The sequence below is a fragment of the Streptomyces yangpuensis genome (genome assembly GCF_024666385.1).
Taxonomy (GTDB): Bacteria; Actinomycetota; Actinomycetes; order Streptomycetales; family Streptomycetaceae; genus Streptomyces; species Streptomyces yangpuensis.
The window spans coordinates 3,120,760-3,135,472 of the sequence record NZ_CP102514.1 but is presented as its reverse complement, the minus strand read 5'-3'; the positions used below and the strand labels follow the sequence as shown (position 1 = coordinate 3,135,472).

Sequence of the window (14,713 nt, the reverse complement as noted above, 5' to 3'; positions counted from 1 at the left end):
CCCGTCTAGAAGGGCCAGAAGCCGGAGCCCTCCCCCAGGTCGATCGTGACGCAGACCGACTGCTTGCCGACGAGCTTGGACAGCCACTCGCCGAAGTTGAGCGGTACGCACCACTGCATGCTGTTGAGCGGCGGCTGCTGCGGCTGCGGCAGGGGCGCGGCGGGCGTGGGCTCGGGCTTCGGTACGACCGGACTCGGCGTGACGGGCGCCGGTGCCACCGGCGAGGGCGCCGCGGGGGAGGGCTTCGGCACCTCGGGACTCGGGGCGGCCGGAGTCGGGCCGGCCGGGGTCGGCACCTCGGGGCTGGGCACGACCGGGCTGGGCACGACCGGGCTCGGTGCGGCCGGGGTCGGCACTTCCGGGCTCGGTTCGGGCGCGGGCTCGGTGACCTGGGGCGTCGGGACCTGCGGGGTCGGGACCTGCGGGGTCGGGACCTGGGGAGTCGGGACAGTGGGCGTCGGGACCTGCGGGGTCGGGACCTGGGGAGTCGGGACAGTGGGCGTCGGGACCTGCGGGGTCGGGACCTGGGGAGTCGGGACAGTGGGCGTCGGGACCTGCGGGGTCGGGATCTGCGGGGTCGGGACAGTGGGCGTCGGGACCTGCGGGGTCGGGACAGTGGGCGTCGGGACCTGGGGCGTGGGCACGGCCGGGGTCGGCACCACCGGCGTGGGCACCACGGGGGTCGGCACCACGGGTGTGGGCACGACCGGCGTCGGCACGACCGGCGTGGGCACCACCGGGCCGGGCGCCTCGGGCATCAGCGCGTCCCGGAAGGCCTTCGAGGACTCGGGGTTCTGCTTGCACTGCCACACGCCGTGCGGGCAGTAGTCGGTGATGGTGTGGTAGAGCGGCTTGTGCTGCTCGATCCACCGCAGCATGCGCCGTACGTACTCCGGGTTGTCCCCGCGCCGGAACAGCCCCCACTCCGGGTACGAGATCGCCTTGCGGTGCGCCCGCGCGAAGTCGACGTGCTTCTGGAGCCCGTACGGCTGGGAGATCTGCTCGTCGAAGGTCTCTCCGGGAGCCTGGTCGTAGGAGTCCATCCCGATGATGTCGACGTGGTCGTCGCCCGGGTAGCACTTCGTCCAGCCGATCGCGTCCGTACCCCTGCTCGGGGCGAAGTCGAACTTGAACTTCTGGCCGGGCACGGCGCGCATCACGTCGACGACGCGCCGCCAGTACACCTTCCAGTTCGCCGGGTCGGGACGGCACCGGTGGGTGTAGGTGACGCCGTTCATCTCCCAGCCGAGCACGATCACGGTGTCGGGAACCCCCAGCGACACCAGCCGCTCGGCGAGCCGGCGGAAGTGCTCGTCGTGGTCGCCGCGCGCGCCCGCCCGGATCAGCCGGGCCACCTGCTGGTCGGGCACCCGCGCCTCGTTGCGCTCCTGCATGGGCACGTTGAGGACGAACATCCGGTCGTCGTCCGCCAGCCGCCACCGCGCCCAGTCCTCCAGGAAGGAGACCCGGCCCTCGATGCCGGCCCACTGGTCGCCGGGAAGATAAGTGTGGCCGACCCGGATCTCCCGGCCGCCCAGCCAGCGCGAGAGGTACGGGATGCGGGCCACCCCGTTGGGCCCGTAGTCGAGATAGGCGCCCATGGCGATGCCGGAGTCCCCCGTCCGGTTCTCGTCGGGCGCCGCGAGGGCGGCCCCGGTGGCGAGCAGTCCGGCCGTGACCGTACCGACGCAGGTGCTCGCCAGTCGGCGGCGTGGTCTGGACATGGCGTCTCCCGAGCTTTCCCGAATCGGTGTGCTTGTCGAAGACGTTGGCATCAGATCTGACGAACTGCCTGTTCGGTGACTGCCGCATAGGCCATTCGCAGCTCCACACCACCCCCGCTTGGTCCGACTAGGTGAAAGACACCGTTGCCATGCACGCGTTCGCCAACCATGTGCCCGCCGTTGTGCTCAGACTCGACCGCAATCCGTTCCACCACGGAACCCTCGGCGCCGTCAGATCCCTCGGCCGCAGGGGCGTGGAGGTCCATGCCGTCGTCGAGGCCGGGGGAGGACCCATGGGACGTTCGCGGTACCTGCGCGCCGCGCACCCCGGGCCCGTCGGCGGACTGGACCCGGAGACGCCCGAGGCCCTGCTGGAGTGCCTGACCGCGGTGTCGGAGCGGATCGGCCGCGCCGCCGTGCTCATCGCCATGGACGACCTGAGCGCCATCGCCGTGGCCCGGGTCGCCCCGGCGCTCCGCGACCGTTTCCGGATCCCCCATCAGCCCGACAACCTGCCCGCCCGGGTGGCCGACAAGGCCGAGTTGTCCAGGCTCTGTTCACGGTGGGACGTCCCGCACCCGGAGACCGTGGTCCCGGCGAGCGGGGCCGAGGCGGCGGAGGCGGCCTGGCGGCTGGGCCTGCCGGTGGTCGCCAAGTGGAGCCGGCCCTGGCTGCTGCCCGCCGGGGCGGACGGACTGCGCAGCACCACCCTCGTGCACACCACCGCCGAGGCGCGCCGGCTGTACGAGCGCTCCGCCGAGGCCGGGAGCCGGCTGCTGCTCCAGCGGTTCCTGCCGGCCGGCCCGGACACCGACTGGTTCTTCCACGGCGCCTTCACCCGGGGCGGCCGTCCGCTGCTCGCCGGATCGGGCCGCAAGGAGCTGTCCTGGCCGGTGCGCACGGGGCTGACGGCGGTGGGCCGCTGGCTGCCGGACCCGGCGGTGGAGGAGGCCGCGCTGCGGCTCGCCGAACACCTCGGCTACCAGGGCATCCTGGACCTGGACTTCCGCCGGGACGAGCGCGGGGTCTTCCGGCTGGTGGACTTCAACCCCCGTCCGGGCGCGCAGTTCAGGCTGTTCACGGACGCCGCCGGACTGGACGTGGTCCAGGCGATGTACCTGGATCTGACGGGCCAGCGGGTCCCGCAGCCCTCGGGCGGCGCGGGCCGGGTGTTCGTCGCGGAGAACTACGCGCTGCTGGCCGCCGTCGGGGGCCGGTCCCTGCCGCGCAGCCGCCGGCCGGCGGCGGACCCCGCGCCACCGAAGCAGGGCCCGGCCGCGGAGCGGGCGCGGGTCGAGGCGGCCTGGTTCGCCGCGGACGACGTCCGGCCGTTCCTGGCCATGCTCGCCGCGTTCCTGGGACGCGGCGCGGCCAAGGGGGTACGGGTCCTGCGCGGTGTCCCGGCGCAGGGCCGCCGCACGGCGCGCGCGGTCGTCCGCGCGCCCCGCCAGCGCGGGCGGGAGCAGCCCGGCGTGGCCTCCGCGGGGGCGGTCTCCGGCCCCGTTCCGCCGGAGGCCTCGGCCGAGCCGGACGAACTGGTGGCGCGTTGACCGGGCCGGGGCCGGGGCCGGGGCAGGCGGGCGGGACCGGGCAGGTGGCCATCGAGCCGGAGGAGCGGCCGTGACGCGGATCGACGATCTCGTGGTGATCGGCGCGGGCCCGTACGGGCTGTCGATCGCCGCCCACGCGGCCGGCGCGGGCCTCGGCGTACGGCTGCTGGGGAGGCCCATGGCCTCGTGGCGCGACCACATGCCCGAGGGCATGTACCTGAAGTCGGAGCCCTGGTCCTCCAACCTGTCCGCGCCGGACGGGCGGCACACCCTGGCCGAGTACTGCGCCTCTCTCGGAACGGTCGCGGAACACGGCACTCCGCTGCCCATCGGCACGTTCAGCGCGTACGGGATGTGGTTCGCCCGGCACGCCGGGCCGCAGGTGGAGGAGGTGACCGTCACGGAGGTGACCCCGCAGGGCGACGGCTTCCGCGTCCGCACCGCCGAGGGACCGCCCCTGCTCGCCCGCACGGTCGCCGTCGCGGCCGGGGTGATGCCCTTCGTCCACCACCCCGAGGCGCTGCGGGAGCTCCCGCCCACCCACTACTCGCACAGCAGCGGCCACCGGGACCTGTCCGGCTTCGCGGGCCGTGAGGTCGCCGTGGTCGGGGCCGGGCAGGCGGCCCTGGAGACCGCCGCCCTGCTGGCCGAGCAGGGTGCCCGGCCGTGCCTGGTCGCCCGGCGCTCCCGGCTGAACTGGAACACCGTTCCGCAGCCGTTGAGCCGGCCCCCGCTGCGCTCCCTGCGCGAACCGCACAGCGGGCTCGGCACGGGCTGGCGCAGCTGGGTGTGGTCGGAGCTGCCCTGGGCGGTGCGCCGGCTGCCCGCGCACACCCGGGAGCGGATCGTGGCGACCGCGCTGGGCCCGGCAGGCGCCTGGTGGCTGCGGGACCGCTTCGAGCGGCGCGTGCCCGCGCTGCTCGGGCACCGCTTGCACCGGGCGGTGGCGGTGGGCGAGCGGACACGGCTCGGGCTGACCACGCACGCGGGCGAATCGGTGGTCCTGGACGTCTCCCACGTCATCGCCGCCACCGGCTTCGCCCCGGACCTGGCCCGGCTGGAGATGCTGGACGCGCGGCTGCGCGCAGCGCTGACGACCGTCGGCAACGGCAGGGCCCCGGAGCTGGGCCCCGGCTTCGAGTCCTCGTGGCCCGGGCTGTTCTTCGCGGGGCTGCTGGCGGCTCCCTCATTCGGCCCTTCCATGCGATTCGTGCACGGCGCGGGCTTCACGGCGGGGAGACTGGTGAGAGGAGTCCGCAAGCGCCTCGGTGCCCGGGGTCCGCGGCCGGGCTCCCCCGGGGGCGCCCGGCCCGGCCGGGCCGCTTCCTCCGGGCCGGGTCCGGGGGTGCCTCCGGGGCATCCGAAGACGTACCTGCGGTGAGATCCGCGGGGAGAAGGGGTCCGTGATGAGCGCGGAGCGAGCACAGGGCCGGGGCTGGGTACGCATTCCCGCCAGCCGCGGCGAACAGTCCGCCACGGCCATGACCGCCGGGCACGACAGGTCCCCGCACCCGGGCCCGCACCCGGGCCCGTACCCGGGCGGGCACACCGGCCCGCACTCGGGCTCGTACCCGGGCCCGTACCCGGGGCCGTACGCGGGCCCGTACGCGACGGCCTCCGCCGCCGACCAGCCCACCATCTACCTCTCCGTCGTCCAGCGCTGGCGGGAGGCCGGGCGCACCCTGCCGGGCCAGCCCGACGAGGAGTGGGAGCGCCTGATCTCCCAGCCGTACTGGCCCGGCCGGTAGGGGGTGCGGAAGGTGGCAGCGGCGGAGCGCGACGGACCCGGGCCGGGCCGGCGGATCCCCGTGACCGACGCCGGCGAGCGGCTCGCGCTGAACGGCATGGGCAGCTTCGAGTGGGACCTGGACTCACGGACGGTGGCGCTGGACGCGGCCGCCATGGCCGTCTTCGACGTGGAGCCGGAGGAGTACGACGGCACCGCGGAGGGCGCCGCCCTGCGCGTCCGGCCCGAGGACGCGGCCCGGCTGCGCGAGACCATCGCCGGTGTCCTGGAGGAGGGCGGCGAGACCTTCGGCGCGTACTTCACGGTGCACCGGCGCGACGGCCGTGACCAGTGGACGCACACCACGGGCCGGGTGGTGCGGGACGCGGAGGGGCAGGCGCTGCACATCGCGGGGATCGTCCGGGACGCGGCGGCGGAACTCGCCCACGCCACGCTGCTGCGCAAGCTGGAGGCGGCCCGTGCCCAGCAGACGACGATCGTGCAGCGGACCACCGAGGCCCTGTCGAGGGCGGTGACCGTCGACGACGTCACGGCCGCGCTGACCGGGGCGGGCGCGCTGGAGCGGCTCGGGGCCGACGGCCTGGCCCTGGGGCTGGTCGAGGGCGGCACCATGAAGATCATCGCGCTCAGCGGGGAGTCGCTGGAGATCCTCAGCGAGCGCCGGTTCACCCGGATGGACGGGTCGCTGCCGCTCTCGCACGCGGTGCTGACCAGGCAGGCACGTTTCGTCACCTCGCTCGGCGAGCTCGGCGGCGAGTTCCCGCTCCTCGCGGACTACCTGGGCCGCATCCGCTTCGAGGCCGCCGCCTACCTGCCGCTCATCGCCCAGGCCAAGGCCATCGGCGGGCTCGTCCTCTTCTACCGCCGGCGTGAGGAGTTCAGCCCCGAGGAGCGCAACCTGTGCCTGGGCCTCGCGGGCATCGTGGCCCAGTCGCTCCAGCGGGCGCTCCTCTTCGACCAGGAGCGGGAGTTCGCGACCGGACTGCAGGCGGCCATGCTGCCGCGCCGGATCCCGGAGATCTCCGGCGGGGAGATCGCGGTCCGCTACCACGCCGCCTGGAGCGGGCGGGAGGTCGGCGGGGACTGGTACGACGTGATCGCGCTGCCCCGCAACCGGGTCGGCATCGTCGTGGGCGACGTACAGGGCCACGACACGCACGCGGCGGCCATCATGGGCCAGCTGCGGATCGCGCTGAGGGCGTACGCGGGGGAGGGCCACCCGCCGTCCACCGTGCTGGCGCGGGCCTCGCGCTTCCTCGCCGAGCTGGACACCGAGCGGTTCGCCACCTGCATGTACGCGCAGGTGGACCTGGAGACGGGCGGCGTACGCGCGGTCCGCGCGGGCCACCTCGGCCCGCTGATCCGCCACACGGACGGGCGAACGGGCTGGCCCAACGTGCGCGGCGGCCTGCCGCTCGGGCTGGCCTCGGCCTTCGAGCAGGAGGAGTTCCCCGAGACCCAGCTCGACCTGGTTCCCGGCGAGACGCTGGTGCTGTGCACCGACGGCCTCGTGGAGGAGCCCGGTACGACCATCACCGCGGGTATGGACGCCCTCGCCCACGCGGTGCGCAGCGGCCCCCAGGACGCCGGGGCGCTCGCCGACCACCTCTCGGACCGGCTGTGGGAGCGCTGGGGCTCCGGGGACGACGTGGCGCTGCTGGTGCTGCGCAGGGCCCCCGACCCCGGCACCCACCGGGCGCCGCGCATCCACCAGTACATCCACCAGGCCGACCCCGAGGGCCTCTCGGACGCCCGCTACGCGCTGCGCCAGGCCCTGCGCGACTGGGGTGTGCCGGAGCTCGCCGACGACGTGGAGGTGGCGGCGGGGGAGCTGCTGGTCAACGCCCTGCTGCACACCGACGGCGGGGCGGTGCTGACCATGGAGGTGCTCCCGGAGCCGGTCCGCAGGATCCGGCTGTGGGTCAAGGACCGCTCCAGCGTGTGGCCGCGCCGACGCAGCCCGGGCGAGGCGGCCACCACGGGGCGCGGACTGCTGCTGGTGGACGCCCTGGCCACGCACTGGGGTGTGGAGTCGCGGGGCGACGGCAAGGCGGTGTGGTGCGAGTTCGACGTCGGCGGCAGCCCCCGGAGCGCGGGGTGACCGCCCGGACACGTCGAGTTGTGGGCGGCGGGAGCCGGGGCGATGATGCCGAGCATGGAACGGAACGCGCTGTGCGCAGGCTGAGCAGGGGTGCCGTGACCGGCATCCTCGCCGCGCTCCTGCTGGCCGCCGCCGGTGTGCCCACGGTCGTGGACTGGACGACGGGACGACCGCACGCCGATCCCGGGTGCCAGACGGTGGCCTTCATGTCGATGACGGGCGTCGCACCCGAGTGCCGGTCCCGGTAGCGGCGGCTACCGGGAGGGCGCCACGGCCGCGCACGGCTTCAGTGCCTGCGGACCTCGACGTCCTTCGTGTCCTCGGCGACGGTGGCGACCGACTTCGGCATCAGGCCCGAGAGGCGGACCTCCTGCAGCTCGGCGGTGACCACCGCGCGGCCCGGGCGCACCTTCACCCAGCGGCCCGGGGCGGTGGCCACCCACCGGCGCTCCGTGCCGTCGCAGACGGGCTGCTCCGCGCCGACGCTCAGCCGGTGGCCGTCCTCCTGGACGACGGTCGCCCTGATCTGCATCGCCCCCGCGGGTGACGCCTGCTCGCAGTGGTAGGACCCGGAAAGGGTGACGGTGCCGTCCCCCGCGACGTACGCCTCGTGATGGACGGAAATACCCTGATTGAAAACGGTGGCGCCGGCCGGAGCGCCGAACAGCGTGGTGGCGGCCAGTGCGGAGAAGGCCGCCAGGGCCATTCGGCGGGCGGAGATGCGCATTCTTCCTCCAAGGGGTGCGGACGGCGGGATTCCGCCGGAACGCATTGTGCTGGCAGGTGGCCGTACGCACTCGCTCCGCACACTCGTGTCGTTGTGTGCAATTGCCTGCCCGGGCGCGTGAAACTGGCCGCACCACGTCCCCGAAGGGATCCCGCATGCGCCAGCCCGCTCTCCCCGTCCTCCCCGGCCTCGCCCTGCTCCCGCTCCTGCTGCTCGGCGCCACCGCCTGCCAGAGCGCTCCCGGGGGAGCCGCCCTCGCCCCCGCCGCGGCGCCGGCCGTCCCGGTGGACGACGGGGCTCCGGGGGGCGAGGGCGGCCCCGTGCGGCCGGGCGCGAAGGATGCCCATGTGGGTGACGCCGTACGGGTGCACGGCTCGCAGGTCGGGCGCCACCTGGAGGTCCTGCTCGGCGCCTATGTGGACCCCGCGGTCAGCACGGACAAGAACTACGCGCCGGCGGCCGGCAAGCGCTGGGTGGCCGCCTCGATGTCGTTCGTCAACGTGGGCGGTGCCTCGTACGGGGCGCTCGGACGCATGTGGGCGCACGACAGCGCGGGGCAGCGCCACCCGGTGGTTCCCACCGGTGAGCTGACGACCGGCAAACCGATCGTCTTCGATTCCCTCGCGGTCGGTGAGCGGGCAGAGGGATGGGTGGTGTTCGAAATCCCGGAAAACGCTCGCATTGAGCGACTCGAATACCAGGACACGAACATCAGGGCGAATACCGGAGAGGGATTCTGGGCCGTCTAGCCCGCCCGGGTGAAAGGCCGTGAAAGGCCCGGGCGCGGGACCACTAGGGTGCGGCGCATGACTTCTACTCAAGCCGAAATCGACCGGTCCCAGCTCGGCACCCTTTCGGTGCTCGCCTGGATCGGCGACCCCTCCGAGGCGCACGACATCCCGTACCTCCTCGCCTACACCCTGGGCGACGGCCCGGGGGGCCGGGAGGCCGGCGAGGCGGCGGCACGCGGGCTGCTGGAGGAGATCGGCCTGCCCATCGGCGACGTCGTCATGGACGGCACCCGCAACCCGGCCGGCTTCCCGGTGCAGATCCTGCTGGAGGGCAACCAGATCGCGCTCACCCTGCCCGGGATGAACGCGCAGTGCACCGCCCCCGACGAGTGGGTCGCCGCGGCCGACGAGAGCGGCCAGGCCTACTTCCTCTTCGCCACGCGCGCCTGGCCCGAGGCGGTCCCGGGACGCCCGGTCGACGCCAAGACCCTCCAGGCCTTCGCGGGCGACGAGGAGGTCCTCACGGGCAGCGCCCACTGCGTCCTCTCCGTGCGGCGCCTGCAGAAGTAGCCACCCGCCGGGCGCCCGCCGCGCGCGCCCCACCCGCTCCGGCCGCCGGGCTCCCAGCCTGCCCGGTGGCCGGTCCCCGCCCCCAGGGGCGGCCGGCGGATCAGGGCCGTTCGAAGGCGAACCTGAGCGAGCGGACCCGGTTGTCGAAGTTCGAGCCCGCCAGGTCCGGCAGGCCCACCGCGCGCAGCCCGACCGGCCGGGTCAGCAGCTCGCGGAAGAGCGCCTTCATCTCGACCCTGGCCAGGTGCGCGCCCAGACAGAAGTGCGGGCCGCCGCCGCCGAAGCCCAGGTGCGGATTGGGCGAGCGCGTGATGACGAAGGCGTCGGGGTCGGGGAAGACCGACTCGTCGCGGTTGGCGGACGCGTAGTACAGGACGACCTTGTCGCCCGGCTGGAGGGCGCGGCCGCCCAGGGTGTGCTCGGCGACCACCGTCCGGCGGAACTGGATGATCGGCGTCGAGTGCCGGATCATCTCGTCCACCGCGCCGTCCGCGTACGTCTCGAAGTCCGACAGCAGCAGGTCCCGCTGGTCGGGGTGGTCGGTCAGCAGGGTCAGCCCGTGGGTGATGGCGTTGCGGGTGGTCTCCACCCCGGCCACCATCAACAGCGAGAAGAAGGCGCCGAGTTGGCGGGCGCCGAGGGCCTGCCCGTCGACGTTCGCGCAGACCAGCGCCGAGATCAGGTCGTCGGTGGGGTTCCTGCGCCGCTCCCGGCCGATGCCCGCCACCATCCGCTGCATCCGGGCGAGCGCGCGCAGCCCACGGCCGGGCATCCGCAGCCGGGAGGCCAGGCCGCGTTCCACGCCGATGTTCTCGGAGGCGTGGTTGACCCGGTCGGCGATCTCGGCACGGAACCGCTCCGGGATGCCCATCATGTTGCAGATGACCTCCAGCGGCAGCCGCGAGGCCACCGCCGAGACGAACTCGTCGGGCCGGTCGGCCAGGACGTCGTCCACGATGCGGGCGGCCACGGCGTGGATGTCGGCCTCGGCCGCGGCCAGCAGACGCGGGGTGAAGGCCCGCTGGACGATCTTGCGGAGCTGGGCGTGGTCCGGGCCGTCGAGGTTGACCATCGAGTCGCCGAACAGGGCGCGGACCCAGCGGGCCGGCTCGGGGGTGGTCACCCCGGGGGCGCTCGCGAACACCTTGGGCAGCCGGCTGGCCTCCTGCACATCGGCGTGGCGGACGAGGGCCCAGTGCCCGGCCCCCTCGGGTACGAACACGGGGCCCCCGACGGCGCGGAGGCGGGCGAAGGCGGCGAGCCGGTGTGCGGGCGGCTGCTGCCAGAAGCCCGGCTCGGCCAACTCCCTGCCGGGTCCGGTGCCGTGGCGTTGCGCCGGGAGTGTCATGACCGTGCCTCCAGTCGGGCGGTGGGTGCTGCTCGTTCTGCGCTGGAGAACGGCGGCGGGGGTGCGGGGGTGACGGTCCGGCCGGGCCCGCCGTTACCGGGCCGGCCCCGCCGTTACCGGGCCGGGACGCCCGGCCGGGCCGGGGCGCCCGGCCGCCCGGCCATGATCACGCCGACGGTGACCGTGACCACGGCGACGAGTCCGGCGTAGAGGACGGCGTAGCCGCCCGTCCAGGTGCAGGCGAGGGTGACCAGGGCGGCGACCGGCAGCACCAGCTGCTGGGCGAGGCCGCGCTTGAAGTGGCGCGAGTGCAGCAGCCACACCATGAGCAGGAAGCCCGCGGCCGGGACCATGACGGAGGCGTTCGCGGCGACCTGGGAGATGTGCGCCTTGCCGACCGCGTGCTCGACCGCGACTTCGATGCCCGCACCGATCGCCGCACCGGACGCGAAGACCAGCAGGTGGCCGTATCCCCACGGCATGGCCTCCCGGTTGGAGTTCAGGTGCTGGTGCATCGGCACGGCGAAGTAGATCCACCACGCGGCGAACACGATCAGCAGCCCGCCCGCGGCGATGGGGAGCAGCAGGCCGAGGGCCTCGTGCTCGTCGAGCGCCGACTTCACCGCCACCGTGCTCGCGGCGATCGTCTCGCCCAGCACGATGATGGTGAACAGGCCGTAGCGCTCCACGATGTGGTGCGCGTGCCACGGCGTCTGGTGGCCGCGCTCGGCGATCACCGGGACCAGCAGCTCGGCCGCGACGAGGACCAGGAACAGCCAGCGTTTGGTGTCGCTCGGGGCGAACAGCAGTCCCACCCAGCCGATCTGGCAGATCACCAGCCCGGCCGCGTACGTCAGGGCCGCCGTGCGGGCGGGGCCGCTCTCCCCGGCGGCGGCGCGCAGCCACTGCGCCGTCAGCGCGACGCGCATGATGATGTAGCCGACGACGGCGACGGTCCAGTCGTTCTCGTCGAAGGCCTCGCCCACCCCGGCCGCGTAGACGAGCACACCGGCGATCTGGACGAGCGTCGCGATCCGGTACGGCACGTCGTCGCAGTCGTACGCGGAGGCGAACCAGGTGAAGTTCATCCAGGCCCACCACACGCCGAAGAAGACGAAGAAGTAGCCGATCACCCCGGTGGCGGGATGGCCCTCCGCGAGCGCGTGCACCAGCCGGGCGCCGGCCTGGGCGATCGCGACGACGAAACAGAGGTCGAAGAACAGCTCCAGGGGCGTCGAGGTGCGGTGGTGCTCGTCGCGGCTGCGGGCGGTCATGGGGGTGTAGGCCATACCGGCCAGAAGAACAGAGGAACCGCCTTCCGGCAGGTCGGGCACGCTGTCCGGGCGGCCGCTGTGCCCCGGGCGGACGCCGGTGCGGGGCGCCCCGGCCGGCCGACGGGCCCGGGGCGTCGGACCCTTGTCCCGGGACCGCGGTCCGTTCGCGTCTCCCGGCGGCCGGGCCCCCGGCGATGTTCGCCGACCTCTCGGTCATGCGGAAGGGGTGGCGTACGCCGACGGTGTCGGAGTACGCCGCCCCTGGTGCGGCGGTTCACGGGCTGCTTCGGGGCTGCTTCGTGGCGGCTTCGGGCTACTTCGGGTCCTGGCGGAACTTCGAGGCGGACCAGCGGTAGCCGAGTACCGCGAGGCCCAGGCACCAGGCGAGGGCCAGCCACCCGTTGTTGCCGATCTCGGTGCCGAGGAGGAGGCCCCGGAGGGTCTCGATGGCGGGGGTGAAGGGCTGGTACTCGGCGATGGGCCGGAACCAGCCCGGCATCGCCTCGATCGGGGTGAAGGCGCTGGAGATGAGCGGCAGCAGGATCAGCGGCATCGCGCTGTTGCTGGCGGCCTCGGCGTTGGGGCTGGCCATGCCCATGCCGACGGCGATCCAGGTGAGGGCGAGGGCGAACAGGGCGAGGAGGCCGAAGGCGGCGAGCCATTCCAGGGCGGTGGCGTCCTTGGAGCGGAAGCCGATGGCGACGGCTACGGCGCCGACGAGGACGACGCTGGCGACCGACTGCAGGACGCTGCCGACCACGTGCCCGATGAGGACCGAGCCCCGGTGGATCGCCATCGTCCGGAAGCGGGCGATGATCCCCTCGGACATGTCGGTGGCGACGGACACCGCCGCCCCGATCACGGTGGAGCCGATGGTCATCAGCAGGATGCCCGGGACGACGTACGCGATGTAGTCGGAGCGGTCGGCGCCGCCCATGCCCGCGCTCATCACGTCGCCGAAGATGTAGACGAAGAGGAGCAGCAGCATCACCGGGGTGAGCAGCAGGTTCAGCGTCAGGGACGGGTAGCGCCGGGCGTGCAGGAGGTTGCGGCGCAGCATCGTCGAGCAGTCGCGGACGGCGAGGGTGAGCGAGCTCATCGGACGTTCTCCTTGGGCTGGGCGGGGATGGCGGCGGCGCTGCCGGTCAGGGCGAAGAAGACGTCGTCGAGGTCGGGGGTGTGGACGGTCAGCTCGTCGGCCTCGATGCCGGCGGAGTCCAGCCGGTCCAGTACGGAGCGCAGGTCGCGCTGGCTGCCGTCGCTGGGTACCTGCAGGGAGAGGGATTCGTCGTCGCGGGTGGCCCCGGGCAGGGCGGGGGCGGCGGCCCGGTAGGCGACCGGGTCGGTGAAGCGGAGCCTGACGTGTCCGCCGGGGACGAGCCGCTTGAGTTCTTCGGCGGTCCCCTCGGCGGCGATCCGCCCGCCGTCGAGCACGGCGATGCGGTCGGCGAGCTGGTCGGCCTCTTCCAGGTACTGGGTGGTGAGGAAGACGGTGACGCCGCCGGTGACGAGCTCGCGGATGATCTGCCACATGTTGTGGCGGCTGCGGGGGTCGAGGCCGGTGGTGGGCTCGTCGAGGAAGATGACGCGCGGGCCGCCGACCAGGGTCATGGCGATGTCGAGGCGGCGCTTCATGCCGCCGGAGTAGGTGGCGGCGGGCTTCTTCGCGGCCTCCACCAGGTCGAAACGTTCCAGGAGTTCGCCGGTGACCCGGCGTCCCTCCTTCCGGGACAGGTGGTGCAGGTCCGCCATGAGGAGCATGTTCTCCTCACCGGTGATCAGGCCGTCGACTGCGGAGAACTGGCCGGTGACGCCGATCGCGGCGCGGACCGCCTGCGGGTCGGCGGCCAGGTCGTGGCCGGCCACCCGCAGTTCGCCGGCGTCGGCGGTGACGAGGGTGGAGAGGATCTTGACGGCGGTGGTCTTGCCGGCGCCGTTCGGGCCGAGCAGGGAGAAGACCGTGCCGCCCGGTACGGTCAGGTCGATGCCGTCGAGGACCTTCTTGTCGCCGTAGGACTTGCGCAGCCCGCGTGCTGCGATGGCCGGTTCGGTCATGGGGGGAGCTCCTTCGGGGGCTGCGGGTCAGGGGTCGGGTGTCGGGCCGGGGTTCAGAGGCTGCGGGCGGTGATGTCGCCGTATGCGGTGGTGGCGTGGATGGCGAGGCCGGCGCCGGTGCCGTCGTTCTTCAGGGCGTTGCGGACGCGGCCGTAGGAGGTGCCGGCGTCGAGGGTGGCGGAGGCTCCGCGGGCGGCGCCGATGGTGATGTCGCCGGCCTGGGTGTGCAGGACGACCGAGCCGTGCACTGCCTCATTGATGTGCAGGTCGCCCTTCTGGGTGCTGATCTCCGCAGGTCCGCCGAGGCGGCCGACGGTGATGTCACCGGCCTGGAGGGCCAGGCGGGCGCTCGCGGTCTCGTCGAGCTTGACCTCGCCGTGCGCGCTCTCGAGGGTGACGTCGCCGAGCCGTCCGACGCCCCGGATCTCGGCGCTCGCGGTCCTGGCCTCGACGCGGGAGCCGGCGGGGAGCTGGACGGTCACCTCGACCGAGCCGGGGGTGCCGAGGATCCGGTTCTTCGGCTCGGCGGCGGCGATCCGCAGAACGCCGTCGGCGTACTCGACCGTGATCTGCTCCGCGGCCTTCACGTCGCGGCCCTTGGAGGCGTCGGCCGGGAGGATCTCGACGGTGGTGTCGGCGCGGTCGGCGGCGATGAAGCGGATGCGGCCGGCGGGGACGTCCAGGACGGCGGCGATCGGGGCGGTGGTGGCGAACTGCTGCATGGTGCTTCTCCTTCGTCGTCGGCGGCGGCGCCCTTGCGGCCCGCTGTTTCCGATGAATGAAAAGCTACGTTGCGTTCGAGGTTCCAGCAACTGAGTCGTTGCATAGAAATGTTGTTATTGCAGGTCAGGTGCTGGAAATCGTTGCAACGGTTGCTCGGTTAAAG

Annotated in this window: 14 protein-coding genes; 7 read left to right on the top strand and 7 right to left on the bottom strand. The window is 73.6% G+C overall.

The features are described 5' to 3' along the window. Nucleotides 1-5: 5 nt before the first annotated feature. Nucleotides 6-1,724, bottom strand: a complete 1,719-nt coding sequence (locus NRK68_RS36930; protein WP_373023539.1) for a glycoside hydrolase family 26 protein — start codon at nucleotides 1,722-1,724, stop codon at nucleotides 6-8. Nucleotides 1,725-2,017: 293 nt separating this feature from the next. Here NRK68_RS36930 and NRK68_RS14200 point away from each other — a divergent pair, with 293 nt between their 5' ends. The 5 genes from NRK68_RS14200 to NRK68_RS14180 all read left to right on the top strand — a co-directional run bounded on the left by NRK68_RS14200 (nucleotide 2,018) and on the right by NRK68_RS14180 (nucleotide 7,370). Continuing rightward, the gene (locus NRK68_RS14200; RefSeq protein WP_373023538.1) at nucleotides 2,018-3,274 is read left to right on the top strand and encodes a carboxylate--amine ligase; all 1,257 of its coding nucleotides are present in this window, start codon (nucleotides 2,018-2,020) and stop codon (nucleotides 3,272-3,274) included. Between the two features lie 79 nt (nucleotides 3,275-3,353). Further along, the gene (locus NRK68_RS14195; RefSeq protein WP_257857850.1) at nucleotides 3,354-4,655 is read left to right on the top strand and encodes an NAD(P)-binding domain-containing protein; all 1,302 of its coding nucleotides are present in this window, start codon (nucleotides 3,354-3,356) and stop codon (nucleotides 4,653-4,655) included. Between the two features lie 25 nt (nucleotides 4,656-4,680). Beyond that, complete coding sequence (locus NRK68_RS14190; RefSeq protein ID WP_183067719.1) at nucleotides 4,681-5,022, top strand: hypothetical protein; 342 nt, start codon at nucleotides 4,681-4,683, stop codon at nucleotides 5,020-5,022. Nucleotides 5,023-5,034: 12 nt separating this feature from the next. Further along, nucleotides 5,035-7,122, top strand: a complete 2,088-nt coding sequence (locus NRK68_RS14185; RefSeq protein WP_373023537.1) for a SpoIIE family protein phosphatase — start codon at nucleotides 5,035-5,037, stop codon at nucleotides 7,120-7,122. 95 nt (nucleotides 7,123-7,217) lie between these two features. Further along, complete coding sequence (locus NRK68_RS14180; RefSeq protein ID WP_167350611.1) at nucleotides 7,218-7,370, top strand: hypothetical protein; 153 nt, start codon at nucleotides 7,218-7,220, stop codon at nucleotides 7,368-7,370. A gap of 38 nt (nucleotides 7,371-7,408) precedes the next feature. Here the strand turns inward: NRK68_RS14180 and NRK68_RS14175 are convergent, their stop codons facing one another. Beyond that, on the bottom strand, nucleotides 7,409-7,849 hold the full coding sequence (locus tag NRK68_RS14175) for a DUF6299 family protein (RefSeq protein ID WP_183067717.1): 441 nt from the start codon (nucleotides 7,847-7,849) through the stop codon (nucleotides 7,409-7,411). 155 nt (nucleotides 7,850-8,004) lie between these two features. Between NRK68_RS14175 and NRK68_RS14170 the strand changes: the two genes are divergently transcribed. Further along, a complete protein-coding gene (locus NRK68_RS14170) occupies nucleotides 8,005-8,598 on the top strand; it encodes a DUF4352 domain-containing protein (protein WP_257855915.1) in 594 nt (197 codons plus the stop codon). Between the two features lie 57 nt (nucleotides 8,599-8,655). Next, a complete protein-coding gene (locus tag NRK68_RS14165; protein WP_030852554.1) occupies nucleotides 8,656-9,150 on the top strand; it encodes a DUF5949 family protein in 495 nt (164 codons plus the stop codon). 100 nt (nucleotides 9,151-9,250) lie between these two features. Here NRK68_RS14165 and NRK68_RS14160 read toward each other — a convergent pair whose 3' ends face one another. The 5 genes from NRK68_RS14160 to NRK68_RS14140 all read right to left on the bottom strand — a co-directional run bounded on the left by NRK68_RS14160 (nucleotide 9,251) and on the right by NRK68_RS14140 (nucleotide 14,549). Continuing rightward, complete coding sequence (locus tag NRK68_RS14160) at nucleotides 9,251-10,498, bottom strand: cytochrome P450 (protein ID WP_257855914.1); 1,248 nt, start codon at nucleotides 10,496-10,498, stop codon at nucleotides 9,251-9,253. A 113-nt stretch (nucleotides 10,499-10,611) separates the two neighbouring features. Next, nucleotides 10,612-11,787: a low temperature requirement protein A gene (locus tag NRK68_RS14155; RefSeq protein ID WP_257855913.1), complete on the bottom strand. Its 1,176-nt coding sequence runs from the start codon at nucleotides 11,785-11,787 to the stop codon at nucleotides 10,612-10,614. A gap of 298 nt (nucleotides 11,788-12,085) precedes the next feature. Next, nucleotides 12,086-12,871, bottom strand: a complete 786-nt coding sequence (locus NRK68_RS14150; protein ID WP_183069083.1) for an ABC transporter permease — start codon at nucleotides 12,869-12,871, stop codon at nucleotides 12,086-12,088. Continuing rightward, nucleotides 12,868-13,827, bottom strand: a complete 960-nt coding sequence (locus NRK68_RS14145; RefSeq protein ID WP_257855912.1) for an ATP-binding cassette domain-containing protein — start codon at nucleotides 13,825-13,827, stop codon at nucleotides 12,868-12,870. Before NRK68_RS14145 ends, NRK68_RS14150 begins: the two co-directional genes overlap by 4 nt. Nucleotides 13,828-13,880: 53 nt before the next feature. Next, nucleotides 13,881-14,549, bottom strand: a complete 669-nt coding sequence (locus tag NRK68_RS14140) for a DUF4097 family beta strand repeat-containing protein (protein WP_257855911.1) — start codon at nucleotides 14,547-14,549, stop codon at nucleotides 13,881-13,883. Between the last annotated feature and the right edge of the window lie 164 nt (nucleotides 14,550-14,713).